This is a genomic window from Maritimibacter alexandrii, assembly GCF_005871115.1.
GTDB lineage: Bacteria > Pseudomonadota > Alphaproteobacteria > Rhodobacterales > Rhodobacteraceae > Maritimibacter > Maritimibacter alkaliphilus.
Window position 1 is genome coordinate 25,542 of sequence record NZ_SWKQ01000018.1, and the last position, 14,010, is coordinate 39,551.

The following is a 14,010-nucleotide window of genomic DNA, read 5'->3' on the forward strand; positions in this document are numbered from 1 at the left end:
CCTTTTGGACATGGGGCAGAACAGGAATGGAGGGACGCATGATCCACAAAAACTGGGCTGAATTGATCAAACCGACGCAGCTCGACGTCAAGCCGGGCAACGACCCGTCGCGTCAGGCCACCGTCATTGCCGAACCGCTCGAGCGCGGCTTCGGTCTGACCCTTGGCAACGCGCTGCGCCGTGTTCTCATGTCGTCGCTTCAGGGCGCCGCCATCACCAGCGTGCAGATCGACAACGTGCTGCACGAGTTCTCGTCGGTGGCTGGTGTGCGTGAAGACGTCACCGACATCGTCCTGAACCTCAAGGGCGTGTCGATCCGTATGGAAGTCGAAGGGCCCAAGCGCCTGTCGATCTCGGCCAAGGGCCCGATGGTCGTCACCGCCGGCGACATCTCGGAAAGCGCAGGCATCGAGATCCTGAACAAGGATCACGTGATCTGCCACCTCGACGACGGCGCCGACCTGTTCATGGAACTGACCGTCAACACCGGCAAAGGCTATGTCTCTGCCGACAAGAACAAGCCGGAAGATGCGCCGATCGGCCTGATCCCGGTCGATGCGATCTATTCGCCGGTCAAGAAAGTGTCCTACGACGTGCAGCCGACCCGTGAAGGTCAGGTGCTCGACTATGACAAACTGACGCTCAAGGTCGAAACCGACGGTTCGATCACTCCCGACGATGCCGTGGCCTTCGCCGCGCGGATCATCCAGGACCAGCTGTCGATCTTCGTGAACTTCGACGAGCCGGAATCGGCCAGCCGTCAGGACGACGACGATGGTCTCGAGTTCAACCCGCTTCTTCTCAAGAAAGTGGACGAGCTGGAGCTTTCGGTGCGGTCTGCGAACTGCCTGAAGAACGACAACATCGTCTACATCGGCGACCTGATCCAGAAAACCGAAGCCGAGATGCTCCGCACCCCGAACTTCGGCCGCAAGTCGCTGAACGAAATCAAGGAAGTGCTCTCGGGCATGGGCCTGCACCTCGGCATGGACGTCGAAGAATGGCCGCCGGAGAACATCGAAGATCTGGCCAAGAAGTTCGAAGACCAGTTCTGAGATCTTGGTGGGTTTCACCCACCCTACGGCGACCCGTAGGGTGGGTGCCAACCCACCTCACCAATGCCCGGAATGCCGGGGACCACATGGGCAATGACGCCCCAAGGAGAGCGGCCGAAACGCATGGTCGCCGGACAAAGCAAAACCTGAGATAGGAGACTAAAATGCGTCACGCACGGGGCTACCGCCGCCTGAACCGCACCCACGAACACCGCAAGGCGATGTTCGCCAACATGGCTGGCTCGCTGATCGAGCACGAGCAGATCAAGACGACCCTGCCGAAAGTCAAAGAACTGCGCCCGATCATCGAAAAGCTGATCACGCTGGGCAAGCGCGGTGATCTGCACGCCCGCCGTCAGGCCGCGAGCCAGCTCAAGCAGGACGCCTATGTGGCGAAACTGTTCGACGTGCTCGGCCCGCGCTACGCCGAACGCAAGGGCGGCTACGTCCGCGTTCTGAAAGCCGGCTTCCGCACCGGTGACATGGCGCCGATGGCGATCATCGAATTCGTCGACCGCGACGTCGACGCCAAGGGCGCAGCCGACAAGGCCCGCGTTGCCGAGGAAGAAGAAGCGGCGTTCGCCGAAGAATAAGCTTCGGATCGGTCAGACCGACCCGAACGAAAACCCCGCCCGGACATCCGCGGCGGGGTTTTTCATTGCGTCAAATGGTCCCTTGAACAGGCCGCGCTCAGTTCATGCGGCTGGGCTTGCCGGTGCGTTGCGTTCTTAGCAGCTCCAGCGCGGCTTCGAACAGGTCGGCCCGCGTGCTTCCATCCACGGGTTCGTCCGGCCACATATCCAGATGGCGCGCCAGCAACTCGCGTTGTTCGTCGTCCAGCGCGTTCAGCCACGCTACGAGATCGTCGTCATCCATGAAACCCGGTGCCTTGCGGTGAATCCTCTTGCCCAATTCTGACCGCACAATTTAAGGTTGTCAAAGAAAGCTGTAATCGCTCTAAAGAGTTGATGCGTATTTGAGACAGGGGGCTGGGTGATGTCTGATGTATTGGGATTGGACCACGGGCTCTCGCAACTTTCCGATCTCGCGCCACGGGGCTACGCGCTCGGCCTGCACATCCGGTTCGCAGCCGCGCATCTGATGATCCAGACCTACGATCCGCGCTGGACGGAAATCTACACCGAGAAGGGCTACATGCTCGCCGACCCGATGGTGTTCTGGGGCTTCGGCAATGATGGTGCGATCCGGTGGAGCGACATCGACCTTCCCGACCCTCTGAACATCATGGGGCAGGCGCGCCGCTTTGGCTTGGCGTTTGGCGTGGCTGTTTCGACCGGCCTGACCTCGTCGCGCACCATCGGCGGGTTCGCCCGTGACGACCGGGAGTTCACGGATACCGAAATCGCCCGTATCCGGTCGGTCGTCGAAACCCTGCACGAACGTGCGACACCGCCGGACCGGCTGACCCCGGCGCAACGTATGGCTCTTCGGCTGGTCGCCAAGGGCAACCGCCATGCCGAGGCTTCGGCGGTGCTGGGCATTTCCGAAAGCGCCTTCAAGGCGCGACTGCGCGCGGCACGCGAGGCGCTGTTCGTGCGCACGACGGCGGAAGCGGTGCAACGCGCCCACGAATACAACCTGCTCTGACGGGTTGCGACGCCTGGGGCCAGCCCTCGGGCCCGTCCTGACCTCGCCCGAAAGTATTTGAACAACAGTGAAGGGGGGCGCTGGAAGCCGGTGCGCTCCGGGCCTAGATTGGGCGCATGGCGGATTTGTTCGATAGTGTTGGCGGCGAAGCGAAGGGCGGCGGGCCGAGGCCCTTGGCCGACCGGTTGCGCCCCGCAGCGCTGGATCAGGTGATCGGACAAGAGGCGGTGCTTGGCCCCGATGGCCCCTTGGGCGTGATGCTGGCGTCGGGATCGCTTGGCTCCCTGATCCTCTGGGGGCCACCTGGGGTCGGCAAGACGACCATCGCGCGGCTGCTGGCGGATGTCACCGACCTTCATTTCATTCAGATCAGCGCGATCTTCACGGGCGTCACCGACCTGCGCAAGGTGTTCGAGGCGGCCAAGATGCGGCGGCAGAACGGCAAGGGCACGCTTCTGTTCGTCGACGAGATCCACCGCTTCAACAAGGCGCAGCAGGACGGCTTTCTGCCGCATATGGAAGACGGGACGATCCTGCTCGTGGGGGCCACGACCGAGAACCCGTCGTTCGAGTTGAACGCCGCTGTTCTGAGCCGCGCACAGGTCATTACGCTGAAACGGTTGGAGCCTGCCGACCTCGAGCGCATGGCGCAGCGTGCCGAACGCGAACTGGACCGCGCCCTGCCCTTGACCGGTGAGGGGCGCGAGGCGCTGATCGAGATGGCCGACGGCGACGGGCGCGCGCTGCTCAATCTGATCGAGCAGGTGATAGCGTGGCGGGTCGATGGGAAGCTCGACCGCGATGCGCTCGCCACGCGGCTGATGCGCCGCGCGGCGCAATACGACAAGTCGGGCGATGGGCACTACAACCTGATCTCGGCGCTGCACAAATCGGTGCGCGGGTCCGACCCCGATGCCGCGCTTTACTGGTTCACCCGAATGCTGGAGGGGGGCGAGGATCCGCGGTTCCTCGCCCGCCGCCTGACGCGCATGGCGGTCGAGGATATCGGGCTGGCCGATCCGCAGGCCAACGGCATCTGTATCGACGCGTGGGAAACGTATGAGCGGCTCGGGTCGCCCGAGGGCGAGTTGGCGCTGGCGCAGGCGGTCGTCTACCTTGCCCTCGCGCCGAAATCGAACGCGGGCTATGTCGCCTACAAGGCGGCGCGCGCGCAGGCCAAGCAGACCGGATCGGCGCCGCCGCCGAAACACATCCTGAACGCGCCGACACGTCTGATGAAGGACGAAGGCTATGGGTCCGGCTACCAGTATGACCATGACGCCGAAGACGGCTTTTCCGGTCAGAACTATTTCCCCGACGACGTGAAGCGCCCGGTCTATTACCAACCCGTCGAACGCGGCTTCGAACGTGAATTGAAGAAGCGGGTCGACTTTTTCGCAGGGCTTCGGGCCAAGCGGCAAGGTTGACTCTGGCGCACCGGCGCGGGAGAGGGTGAGCATGTTGAACACGCTATTCACCGTCGCTTTGGGCGGGGCCATCGGGGCCTCGGGCCGATACCTCGTGAACGTCACCGCGACGCGGGTGATCGGGCACGGCTATCCTGCCGGAACTCTGATCGTGAACGTGTTGGGGAGTTTCCTTATGGGCGTTTTGTTCGTCGTTCTGGCCAAGAAGGGCGGCAACGTCTGGGCCCCGTTCCTGATGACGGGCGTCTTGGGCGGGTTCACCACCTTCTCGGCCTTCTCGCTGGACACGCTGGCGCTGTTCGAGCGGGGGCAGGTGGCATCGGCAGCGGGATATGTGGCGCTGTCGGTGGGCTTGTCGCTCGCCGCACTTGTTCTGGGCGTCTACGCGGCGCGGGGGGTGTTCGCATGAGCCGGGTTCAGACCATCACGGTCGCTGAGGGCGATGGGGATCAGCGGCTGGATCGCTGGTTCAAGCGCCGGTTTCCGCATGTGCCGCAGGGCCGGGTCGAAAAGATGTGCCGTAAGGGCGAAATCCGCGTGGATGGTGGGCGTGTCAAGGCCTCGACCCGCGTCGAAGTGGGGCAGGAGGTGCGCATTCCGCCGCTCCCCGACCCCGGTGAACGGCCCGCAACACCGCGCCCGAGCGTGACGGACAAGGACGCGCAGATGATCCGCGACTGCGTGATCTATCGCGACGACCACATCATCGCGCTGAACAAACCGCCGGGCCTGCCGACGCAGGGTGGGTCGAAACAGACCCGGCATGTGGACGGATTGGCCGAGGCGCTGACCTTCGGCTATGACGACAAACCCCGGCTGGTGCATCGGCTGGACAAGGACACTTCGGGTGTCCTGCTTCTCGCGCGCACCCGGCAGGTCGCCAAGGATCTGACGGATGCGTTCCGGCACCGCAACACGCGCAAGATCTACTGGGCCGTGGTCGCGGGCGTGCCGCTGCCGCGCAAGGGCACGGTGAAATGGGGGCTGGTCAAGGCACCGGGTCACGGCGGTCAGGGCGAAGGGGAAAAGATGCTCTGCATCCACCCGTCCGAGGTCGCCAAGGTCGAAGGTGCCAAGCGGGCCGAGACGGATTACGTGGTGATCGAAAACCTCGCCCAGCGGGCCGCCTGGGTCGGGCTGACGCCGATCACCGGGCGCACCCACCAGTTGCGCGCGCATATGGCCGAAATGGGCCATCCGATCGTGGGTGACGGCAAATACGGCGGCTCCGGGCAGGAGAACCTCGGCGACGGCTGGGGCGCGATGCTGGGCGGCGAGATTTCCAAGAAACTGCACCTTCATGCGCGGTCCATCGAGATTGAGCACCCCGTGACGAAGAAGCCGATCTTCATCGAGGCGGCGCTGCCGGAGCATATGGCCCGGACGTGGGAGCAGCTTGGCTTTCGCGTCGACGACGCGCCCGACGATCCGTTCGAGGAGGAAGAATGGGCCCCCTGAAGCTCGTTCTCTTCGATGTCGACGGCACCCTGATCGACAGCCAGCATGCGATCGTGGCGGCGATGGAGGCTGCGGCGGACGAGGCCGATCTGCCGACGCCGACGCGGGCCGATACGCTGAACGTGGTGGGCCTGTCGCTGGTCGAAGCGGTGAAACGCCTGTTCGGTGACTTCGACGACTATGACCGGGCGCGGATGGTACAGGCCTACAAGAACGCCTACATGACCGCGCGTCAGAGCGACGGGACACCGCCGTTCTTCGCGGGGGCGCTCGCCGCGATGGAAGCTCTGCACGCGCGGGGCGAGGTGCTGCTCGGCACCGCAACGGGCATGTCGCGGCGCGGGATGCGTCGCATCATCGAAACTTATGGGTTGGACGGGCTCTTCGCGACGACGCAGACCGCCGATGACCAGCCGTCGAAGCCGGACCCGGCCATGGTGAACGCGGCCTTGTCCGAAACCGGGGTCGCGCCCGAAGACGCCGTTTTCGTCGGGGATACGGTCTATGACATTCAGGCCGGTCGCGCCGCCGGGGTCTTCACCATCGGGGTCGGATGGGGCTATCACGCGCCGAACGATCTGGAACGGGCCGGGGCGGATGCGGTCGTGGAACGCTTCGCCGACCTGATACCGGCCATTGACCGACTGTGGAGCGAAAGATGAGCGACTGGGCACCGAAACGGTTCTGGAAAGAGACGCGGGCCGACGCGTGCGACGGGGGCTATACCGTCTATCTCGACACCCGCACCGTGCGCACACCGGCCAAGGCCGCCTTCGTGGTGCCGTCCCGTGCGCTGGCCGAGGCCATTGCCTTGGAATGGGACGCGCAGGCCGACAAGATCGACCCGTCCACCATGCCGATGACCCGCACGGCGAATTCGGCCATCGACAAGGTGCGCCTTCAGCACGCCGAAGTGGCCGACCTGCTGGCGGCCTATGGCGACAGCGACCTGACCTGCTACCGCGCGGATACGCCAGCCGAGCTGGTCGCGCGGCAGGCCGAGGCTTGGGATCCGCTGCTCGACTGGGCCGACGAGACGTTCGGCGCGCGTCTTGAACCGCGCATCGGTATCATGCACGCGCCGCAGGATTCCGGCGCGCTGACGCGTCTCGGGGCGCTGGTCCATGACCTCGACCCCTTCCGTCTGGCGGCGTTCCACGACCTCGTTTCCCTGTCCGGTTCGCTCATCATCGCGCTGGCCGTGATGCATGACCGGATCGACCCCGAGACGGGCTGGGCGATCTCGCGGATCGACGAAAACTGGCAGGCCGAACTTTGGGGCGAAGACGAAGAAGCGGCGGAACATGCGGCGCTGAAAAGGCAGGCATTTCTGGATGCGGCGCTGTTTTTTCGACTGGCCGATCAAAATTCGTGACCAAGAATTTCCGGGCGCTACCGAAAATGCAGAGTTTCCCTAGGGTTAGGCGCGGGCCCGGAATCCCCTTGCCCTTGACGCCCATGCGAATAATTGCCCAAACTCTTGGCATGGAGGGGGCCTGCCCCATTCCTCGTATCGTCACCGGTCAACGAACCGGATCATAACGCCCGGAACGGGCGAACATCAGGAAGAGGTAAACATGAAAAAATCCGTATTTCTCGGGGCGCTGACCGTAGCTGGCTTTGTCGCCGGTTCGGCGAGCGCCGCGACGCTTGACGACGTGCAAGCCCGTGGATCGCTCAAGTGCGGTTCGAACTCCGGTCTGACCGGCTTCGCCGCGCCCGACGCGAACGGCCATTGGGAAGGCTTTGACGTCGCCGTCTGCCGTGCCGTCGCCGCCGCCGTTCTGGGCGACCCGGAAGCCGTCGAATTCGTGCCGACCACGCCGAAGACCCGCTTCACCGCGCTGGCTTCGGGCGAAGTCGACATCCTCGTGCGCAACACCACCTGGACCCTCACCCGTGACGTGGACCTCAAGTTCACCTTCACCGGCGTGAACTACTACGACGGTCAGGGCTTCATTGTGCCCAAGGCGCTGGGCGTGTCCTCGGCCAAGGAACTGGACGGCGCGACCGTCTGCATCCAGACCGGCACCACGACCGAACTGAACCTCGCCGACTTCTTCCGCACGAACAACATCAGCTACGAGCCGGTTCCGATCGAAACCAACGCCGAAGCGCAGCAGCAGTACCTTGCCGGTGCCTGCGACACCTACACGACGGACGCTTCCGGCCTCGCCGCCACCCGCGCGTCGTTCGAGAACCCGGCCGATCACGCGATCCTGCCGGAAATCATCTCGAAAGAGCCGCTCGGTCCGCTCGTGCGCCATGGCGACGACGAATGGGCAGACATCGTGCGCTGGACCCTGAACGCGCTGGTCGCGGCCGAAGAGTTCGGCATCACCTCGACCAACATCGAAGAGCTGGCCAGCGGCACCGATAACCCCGAGATCAACCGTATCCTCGGCACCGAAGGCACCATGGGCGAGATGCTCGGCCTTGAAGCCGATTGGGCGATGAAAGCCATCGCGGCCGGCGGCAACTACGGTGAGATCTTCGAAAAGAACATCGGTGAGTCGACGCCGATCGGCCTTGCGCGCGGCCTGAACGCGCAGTGGAAAGACGGCGGCCTTCAGTACGCGCCGCCGTTCCGGTAAGTGACAGGGCGGGCGCGGGGGAAACCTCGCGCCCGCTTCCTTTTCAGGGGCATCAATCAGTTCATCCGGACGCAGGAGGCGGGAGAACCCGCCCAGAGAACGATCCGGGGACGACGGGGAACATGAATGACGACGGCTACCGATCCTGAAGGCGGGACCTTCCGCCCATCCATGCTCATTTACGACAGCCGGTACCGGTCCGCGACGATCCAGATCGTCGCCCTGATCGGCTTCCTGCTGCTCATCGGCTGGCTCGTGTCGAACACGGTCCAGAACCTTGCGGATCTCGGCAAGTCGGTCGGCTTCGGGTTTCTGACCGAGCCTGCGGGCTACGACATCAACCAGCGCCTGCTCGACTACGATTCGCGCGACAGCCATGCGCGCGCCAGCCTCATGGGGCTTTTGAACACACTGCTGGTCGCGGTGCTCGGCTGCATCATGGCGACCATCGTGGGCGTCATCGTCGGTGTTCTGCGCCTGTCGAACAACTGGCTCGTCGCCCGCATCATGACCGTCTATGTCGAGATGTTCCGCAACGTGCCGGTTCTTCTCTGGATCGTCTTTTCGATGGCGATCCTGATCGAAACGCTTCCCGCGCCGTCCGCTTTCCGGGGGGATGAGCCTTCGGCCAGCATGTTGCTGGGCGACAGCGTCGCGCTGACCAACCGGGGCGTCTATGTGCCCGAGCCGCTGTTCGGGCGGATGGACGAAGAGGGCAATCCGCTGACATGGCGGCAGGGTCTGGGCGACATCCACCTGTTCGGCGAGGCGTGGTTCCGGTTCGACGTGAGCCTCGAACTCGTCGTGTTTCTGTCGACCCTGATCGCGGGCATCCTCGTGTCCCGCCTGATCGGGCAACGGGCCGACCGAATACAGAATTCCACGGGGGTGCGGCCAAAGACGTTTTGGCTTCGCACCGCCGTCATCGTCTTGCCGTCCGTCATCGTGCTCTGGCTCATGGGGTTCTATCTGGGCAAGCCCGCGCTGCGCGGCTTCAACTTCGACGGTGGGACGCATCTCAGAAACTCGTTCATCGCGCTGTGGCTGGCGCTCTCGCTCTATACGGCGGCCTTCATCGCCGAGATCGTGCGCGGCGGTATCCTCGCCATTTCCAAGGGGCAGACCGAGGCGGCCGCGGCGCTGGGCATCCGACCCCGCCGGATCATGTCGCTGGTGATCCTGCCGCAGGCGATGCGGGTCATCATCCCCCCGCTGATCTCGCAGTACCTCAACCTCACCAAGAACTCGTCGTTGGCGATTGCCGTGGGCTACATGGACCTGACCGGGACGTTGATGGGCATCACGCTCAACCAGACGGGTCGCGAGCTGGAAGCCGTGATGATGACGATGCTGATCTACCTCGCCATATCGCTCGCCATTTCCGGGGCGATGAACGTCTACAACAACCGCGTGAAGCTGAAGGAGCGCTGAGATGGAAGACCTGTCCTACGTCCGCACCGATATGCTTCCCGAACGTGACCCGCCCGCAAGCGAGGTGGGGGTGATCGGCTGGCTGCGGATGAACCTGTTCTCGGGCTGGTTCAATTCGATCCTGACCGTGATCGCGCTGGCGTTCATTTACCTCGTGCTGGCTGCGATCATCCCGTGGCTCTGGTCGCCCACATGGGGGGCGGGATCGCTGTCCGCCTGCCGCGAAATCATCGCGGAACTGGGGAAAGAGCACGGGGGCGCCTGCTATGGCGTCATCACCGAACGCTGGCAGCAGCTTCTGTTCGGCTTCTACCCGGAAGAGCTTCGCTGGCGCCCGATCCTGACATTCATCGGCCTGTTCGTAGCGCTGGCCCCGGTTCTGTTCAACGAAACCTTCCCCGGCAAGATGCTGTGGTTCACGGGGGCCTTCCTGTTCCTCGCGCCCTGGCTGATGTGGGGCGGGCCGATCTGGACCCCGCTTCTTGTCGCAGCCGGTCCCGCGCTGGGCTTCGTCGCCTATCGCTATCTGGTGTCGGTCATCGGCAACCTCGCCTCCGTGATCGTCGCCGTGCTCATTCCGGTGCTGTTCTGGCTGTTCCTCGTCGGTCCGCTGTCGCAGGCAATCTACGGGATCGTTCCGCTGGGCATCGAAGTCGTGGAAAGCCGCCTGTTCGGGGGCTTCATGTTGTCGGTCTGGATCGGCGTCGTTGCCATCGCCATTTCGCTCGTCCTCGGCGTGATCCTTGCGCTGGGGCGTCAGTCCGACCTGCTGATCGTCAAATACCTGTCGGTCGGGTTCATCGAGTTCATCCGGGGCGTGCCTCTCATCACGCTTCTGTTCGTGGCCTCGACGCTTCTGAACATCTTCATGCCGCCGGGCACGAACTTCGACATCATCCTGCGCGTGATGATCATGGCGACGCTCTTCGCCTCGGCCTATATCGCCGAGGTGATCCGGGGCGGTCTCGCCGCCCTGCCACGCGGGCAGTATGAGGCGGCGGATGCGCTGGGGCTGGATTACTGGAAGGCGCAGCGGCTTATCATCCTGCCGCAGGCGCTGAAAATCTCGATCCCCGGTATCGTCTCGACCTTTATCGGGCTGTTCAAGGATACGACGCTCGTGTCGATCATCGGCCTGCTCGATCCCATCGGCCTGACCGGCTCGATCCGCGCCGACGCCAACTGGAACGGCATCGTGTGGGAGCTTTACGGCTTCATCGCCCTTCTTTTCTTCATCTCCTGCTTCTCCATGTCGCGCTACTCTATGTGGCTCGAAAAGAAGCTTCGCACCGACCACCGTTAACGGAGAGCGCACATGTCCACGCTAGAACTCGACACCAAGGTCGACACCTCGAAGATGGAAGTCTCCGACGAGGTGGCGATCCAGATCACCGATATGAACAAGTGGTACGGGACGTTTCACGTGCTGCGCGACATCGACCTGACCGTCTATCGCGGCGAGAGGATCGTCATCTGCGGCCCGTCCGGGTCGGGGAAATCGACGCTCATTCGCTGCATCAACCGGCTGGAGGAACACCAGCAGGGGTCTATCGTCGTGGACGGGAACGAGCTGAATTCGGACCTGAAGAACGTCGACAAGGTGCGCTCCGAGGTCGGGATGGTGTTTCAACACTTCAACCTGTTCCCGCATCTCACGATCCTCGAAAACTGCACCCTCGCGCCCATATGGGTGCGCAAGGTGCCGCGCAAGGAAGCCGTCGACCGGGCCATGCATTTCCTCGAAAAGGTGAAGATCCCGGATCAGGCGAACAAGTACCCCGGCCAGTTGTCGGGCGGCCAGCAGCAGCGTGTCGCCATCGCCCGGTCGCTGTGCATGATGCCGCGGATCATGCTGTTCGACGAGCCGACCTCGGCGCTCGACCCCGAGATGATCAAGGAGGTGCTCGACACCATGATCGAGCTTGCCGAAGAGGGGATGACGATGCTCTGCGTGACGCACGAAATGGGCTTTGCACAGGCCGTCGCAAACCGCGTGATCTTCATGGCCGACGGTCAGATCGTCGAGCAGAACGAACCGAAAGAGTTCTTCAACAACCCGAAGTCGGAACGCACCCAGCAGTTCCTGAGCCAGATCATCGGGCACTGATCCCCGCGCATTCGCACCGCTGAAATGACGAGGGCCCCCGCGATTGCGAGGGCCCTTCGCCTGCCGTCAGGGACCGTGTCTAGGCAGAAAGCGCAGGCGGTTCGTTCGCCATGGCCACCTCCGCAGCGATCAGATCGCGCGGGACAACGAAATCAACAAGCTTCCCCATCCGCCAGATGAGGTCCTCCCAGCTGTCGATTTCAAAGTCGATGACGGCAGTAGCTCCGGTCGGGAAACGGTCGAAGATATGCGTCGCCGGCGGGGTTTCGAGCAGGCCGTGGGCCATGAACGAAGATCCCGGGTTATGGGCGATCATCATCACCGTCTTACCAGTCGCACTCTTAAGAACATTCAGCATCGTATCCGGCTCGGCCAGATAGAGCGACGGGGCGATCTCGGGGGTGCCATGGGGGCATCCGGCCTTCGAGATCAGATCCCAGGTTTCGCGGGTCCGTTCGGCCGACGAAACCAGCACCTCGTCCGGGCAAATCCCCTTGACCATCAGCCAACGACCGATGGCCTCTGCCGACGCGCGACCACGCTTGTTCAGGGGCCGATCATGATCCGTCATGAGGGGATCGTCCCAGCTCGACTTGGCGTGACGGGTCAGAATGAGGCGCAGGGTCATACGGGGAAAATACTCGCGTTTTCAGGGTGCCCGGCCTTTCTACCCGAACACACGCATCGCGAGCAAGCCGCAGTGCAGCATACGACTTTCGTCTAACCCAGACGGATGATCGAACCGGGGCCCTGTTCGGTGTAAAGCTCAAGCAGGCAAGCGTTTGGCACCCGGCCGTCAAGGATGACGACGGCGCGCACCCCACCCTCGAGGGCTGAAAGCGCCGTCTCGGTTTTGGGAATCATTCCACCTGAAATGATTCCCTCGCTCGTCATCTCACGCACCTGCATCGCGGACAGTTCGGTCACGAACTGGCCCTCGGCGTTCTTCACGCCGGCGACGTCTGTGAGCAGGAGCAGCCGGTCGGCCTTGAGCGCCGCCGCGATGGCCCCCGCCGCCGTGTCGCCATTCACATTGAAGGTCTCGCCATCCCGCCCCACACCGATGGGAGCGATGACCGGGATCGTTTCGGATTCCGACAGACGTTTCAGAACGAAAGGATCGACCTCGATGGGTGTGCCGACGAAGCCGAGCTTGGGATCGGTGGGCTCGCAGACCATGAGGTTCGCATCCTTGCCGGACAGGCCCACGGCGCGGCCGCCCTCGGCATTGATCGCCGCCACGATGCGGGCGTTCACCGGGCCGGACAGGACCATTTCGACCACTTCGACCGTTGCGGCATCGGTGACGCGCTTGCCGTTCACCCATTCGCTTTCGACACCCAGTTTCGCGAGCATGTCGTTGATCATCGGCCCGCCGCCGTGGACGACAACGGGGTTCACGCCGACATGGCGCATCAGAACGATGTCGCGGGCGAAGCTTTCCATCGCCTCGTCATCGCCCATCGCGTTCCCGCCGAATTTCACGACGACCGTCGCGCCCTCGTAGCGTTGAAGGTAGGGCAGGGCTTCGTTCAGGGTCTTGGCGGTGGCGATCCAGTCGCGGTTCATGCTGAGCTTTCTCATGGGCTGATCCTCGGGGGCGGCTTTATCGGTGATACGGTCGCCGCGTGCGCTCTTCAAGGCCGTTGGCCTTTCATCGCCCATGGCCCGCGTTAATCGAGGCCCGCGATGATCGCCCGAAGCGTGGCGATCCCGTCGCCCTTTTCGGACGAGGTCATGACCAGTTCCGGGTAAGCCGCCGGATGTTTCGACAGCTTCTCGCGCACCTGTTTTAGGATCTTGTCGCGGTCGGCGGCCTTCACTTTGTCGGCCTTGGTCAGAACGGCCTGGAACGTGACGGCGGACTTGTCGAGAAGCGTCATGATCTCTTCGTCCACGGCCTTGATCCCGTGCCGCGTGTCGATCAGCACGAAGGCCCGCCGCAGCGAGGCGCGGCCCGAAAGATACGACTTGAGCAGTTTCTGCCATTTCTCGACGACCGCCACGGGCGCATTGGCGAAGCCGTAGCCGGGCAGGTCGACGAGATAGGGACCGTCGGTCGTGGTGAAGAAGTTTATTTCCTGCGTGCGGCCCGGCGTGTTCGATGCCCGTGCAAGGCCCTTGCGCCCGGTCAGCGCATTGATGAGCGACGATTTCCCGACGTTGGACCGGCCCGCGAAGCAGACCTCGATCCGGTCGTCGGGCGGCAGGCCGTTCATCGCGACCACGCCTTTCAGAAAATCGGTCTGGGCCGCAAAAAGTTTGCGCCCCGCTTCGCGGGACGCATCGTCGGGCTCTTCGGCCAGAGGGAAGGGCAGGGGCGCGCTCAC

General features: G+C 63.5%; 16 protein-coding genes. 12 read left to right on the plus strand and 4 right to left on the minus strand.

Annotated elements, in window-relative coordinates; genetic code table 11:
* Positions 1 to 38: 38 nt before the first annotated feature.
* A complete protein-coding gene (locus FCT00_RS20445; protein WP_008331496.1) occupies positions 39 to 1,055 on the plus strand; it encodes a DNA-directed RNA polymerase subunit alpha in 1,017 nt (338 codons plus the stop codon).
* Between the two features lie 164 nt (positions 1,056 to 1,219).
* Positions 1,220 to 1,648, plus strand: coding sequence for a 50S ribosomal protein L17 (gene rplQ, locus FCT00_RS20450; RefSeq protein ID WP_138424467.1), 429 nt, complete (start codon positions 1,220 to 1,222; stop codon positions 1,646 to 1,648).
* Positions 1,649 to 1,745: 97 nt separating this feature from the next.
* Here rplQ and FCT00_RS20455 read toward each other — a convergent pair whose 3' ends face one another.
* Entirely contained in the window at positions 1,746 to 1,931 is a 186-nt protein-coding gene (locus tag FCT00_RS20455) for a hypothetical protein (RefSeq protein WP_138424468.1), read from the minus strand.
* A gap of 120 nt (positions 1,932 to 2,051) precedes the next feature.
* Here FCT00_RS20455 and FCT00_RS20460 point away from each other — a divergent pair, with 120 nt between their 5' ends.
* The 10 genes from FCT00_RS20460 to FCT00_RS20505 all read left to right on the plus strand — a co-directional run bounded on the left by FCT00_RS20460 (position 2,052) and on the right by FCT00_RS20505 (position 11,680).
* The gene (locus FCT00_RS20460) at positions 2,052 to 2,663 is read left to right on the plus strand and encodes an autoinducer binding domain-containing protein (RefSeq protein WP_171043075.1); all 612 of its coding nucleotides are present in this window, start codon (positions 2,052 to 2,054) and stop codon (positions 2,661 to 2,663) included.
* Between the two features lie 116 nt (positions 2,664 to 2,779).
* On the plus strand, positions 2,780 to 4,090 hold the full coding sequence (locus FCT00_RS20465; protein ID WP_138424469.1) for a replication-associated recombination protein A: 1,311 nt from the start codon (positions 2,780 to 2,782) through the stop codon (positions 4,088 to 4,090).
* 31 nt (positions 4,091 to 4,121) lie between these two features.
* Positions 4,122 to 4,499 (plus strand): fluoride efflux transporter CrcB, encoded by a 378-nt coding sequence (gene crcB, locus FCT00_RS20470; RefSeq protein WP_138424470.1) that lies wholly within the window; start codon positions 4,122 to 4,124, stop codon positions 4,497 to 4,499.
* Positions 4,496 to 5,548 (plus strand): RluA family pseudouridine synthase, encoded by a 1,053-nt coding sequence (locus FCT00_RS20475; RefSeq protein WP_138424471.1) that lies wholly within the window; start codon positions 4,496 to 4,498, stop codon positions 5,546 to 5,548. Before crcB ends, FCT00_RS20475 begins: the two co-directional genes overlap by 4 nt.
* Positions 5,536 to 6,210, plus strand: a complete 675-nt coding sequence (locus tag FCT00_RS20480) for an HAD-IA family hydrolase (protein WP_171043076.1) — start codon at positions 5,536 to 5,538, stop codon at positions 6,208 to 6,210. Before FCT00_RS20475 ends, FCT00_RS20480 begins: the two co-directional genes overlap by 13 nt.
* On the plus strand, positions 6,207 to 6,923 hold the full coding sequence (locus FCT00_RS20485) for an ATP12 family chaperone protein (protein WP_138424472.1): 717 nt from the start codon (positions 6,207 to 6,209) through the stop codon (positions 6,921 to 6,923). The genes FCT00_RS20480 and FCT00_RS20485 overlap by 4 nt, the downstream gene beginning before the upstream one ends.
* 202 nt (positions 6,924 to 7,125) lie before the next feature.
* Positions 7,126 to 8,142, plus strand: a complete 1,017-nt coding sequence (locus FCT00_RS20490; RefSeq protein ID WP_008331471.1) for an amino acid ABC transporter substrate-binding protein — start codon at positions 7,126 to 7,128, stop codon at positions 8,140 to 8,142.
* 126 nt (positions 8,143 to 8,268) lie between these two features.
* Entirely contained in the window at positions 8,269 to 9,573 is a 1,305-nt protein-coding gene (locus tag FCT00_RS20495) for an amino acid ABC transporter permease (protein WP_138424473.1), read from the plus strand.
* A gap of 1 nt (position 9,574) precedes the next feature.
* Positions 9,575 to 10,876: an amino acid ABC transporter permease gene (locus FCT00_RS20500; protein ID WP_138424474.1), complete on the plus strand. Its 1,302-nt coding sequence runs from the start codon at positions 9,575 to 9,577 to the stop codon at positions 10,874 to 10,876.
* Positions 10,877 to 10,888: 12 nt separating this feature from the next.
* A complete protein-coding gene (locus FCT00_RS20505; RefSeq protein WP_138424475.1) occupies positions 10,889 to 11,680 on the plus strand; it encodes an amino acid ABC transporter ATP-binding protein in 792 nt (263 codons plus the stop codon).
* Between the two features lie 79 nt (positions 11,681 to 11,759).
* On the opposite strand, the gene FCT00_RS20510 is transcribed toward FCT00_RS20505, so the two are convergent.
* From FCT00_RS20510 to yihA, 3 genes are all read right to left on the minus strand, one after another.
* Positions 11,760 to 12,308: a SixA phosphatase family protein gene (locus FCT00_RS20510; RefSeq protein ID WP_008331463.1), complete on the minus strand. Its 549-nt coding sequence runs from the start codon at positions 12,306 to 12,308 to the stop codon at positions 11,760 to 11,762.
* A gap of 92 nt (positions 12,309 to 12,400) precedes the next feature.
* Positions 12,401 to 13,264 carry an acetylglutamate kinase gene (argB, locus tag FCT00_RS20515; RefSeq protein WP_040885637.1) on the minus strand — a complete coding sequence of 288 codons (864 nt, stop codon included), beginning with the start codon at positions 13,262 to 13,264 and terminating at the stop codon, positions 12,401 to 12,403.
* An 89-nt stretch (positions 13,265 to 13,353) separates the two neighbouring features.
* Positions 13,354 to 14,010, minus strand: coding sequence for a ribosome biogenesis GTP-binding protein YihA/YsxC (gene yihA, locus FCT00_RS20520; RefSeq protein WP_008331459.1), 657 nt, complete (start codon positions 14,008 to 14,010; stop codon positions 13,354 to 13,356).

Coding starts and splice junctions, on each gene's coding strand:
- FCT00_RS20445 (WP_008331496.1), top strand. CDS start 39: ATGATCCACAAAAACTGGGCTGAATTGATCAAACCGACGCAGCTCGAC.
- rplQ (WP_138424467.1), top strand. CDS start 1,220: ATGCGTCACGCACGGGGCTACCGCCGCCTGAACCGCACCCACGAACAC.
- FCT00_RS20455 (WP_138424468.1), bottom strand. CDS start 1,931: ATGGATGACGACGATCTCGTAGCGTGGCTGAACGCGCTGGACGACGAA.
- FCT00_RS20460 (WP_171043075.1), top strand. CDS start 2,052: ATGTCTGATGTATTGGGATTGGACCACGGGCTCTCGCAACTTTCCGAT.
- FCT00_RS20465 (WP_138424469.1), top strand. CDS start 2,780: ATGGCGGATTTGTTCGATAGTGTTGGCGGCGAAGCGAAGGGCGGCGGG.
- crcB (WP_138424470.1), top strand. CDS start 4,122: ATGTTGAACACGCTATTCACCGTCGCTTTGGGCGGGGCCATCGGGGCC.
- FCT00_RS20475 (WP_138424471.1), top strand. CDS start 4,496: ATGAGCCGGGTTCAGACCATCACGGTCGCTGAGGGCGATGGGGATCAG.
- FCT00_RS20480 (WP_171043076.1), top strand. CDS start 5,536: ATGGGCCCCCTGAAGCTCGTTCTCTTCGATGTCGACGGCACCCTGATC.
- FCT00_RS20485 (WP_138424472.1), top strand. CDS start 6,207: ATGAGCGACTGGGCACCGAAACGGTTCTGGAAAGAGACGCGGGCCGAC.
- FCT00_RS20490 (WP_008331471.1), top strand. CDS start 7,126: ATGAAAAAATCCGTATTTCTCGGGGCGCTGACCGTAGCTGGCTTTGTC.
- FCT00_RS20495 (WP_138424473.1), top strand. CDS start 8,269: ATGACGACGGCTACCGATCCTGAAGGCGGGACCTTCCGCCCATCCATG.
- FCT00_RS20500 (WP_138424474.1), top strand. CDS start 9,575: ATGGAAGACCTGTCCTACGTCCGCACCGATATGCTTCCCGAACGTGAC.
- FCT00_RS20505 (WP_138424475.1), top strand. CDS start 10,889: ATGTCCACGCTAGAACTCGACACCAAGGTCGACACCTCGAAGATGGAA.
- FCT00_RS20510 (WP_008331463.1), bottom strand. CDS start 12,308: ATGACCCTGCGCCTCATTCTGACCCGTCACGCCAAGTCGAGCTGGGAC.
- argB (WP_040885637.1), bottom strand. CDS start 13,264: ATGAGAAAGCTCAGCATGAACCGCGACTGGATCGCCACCGCCAAGACC.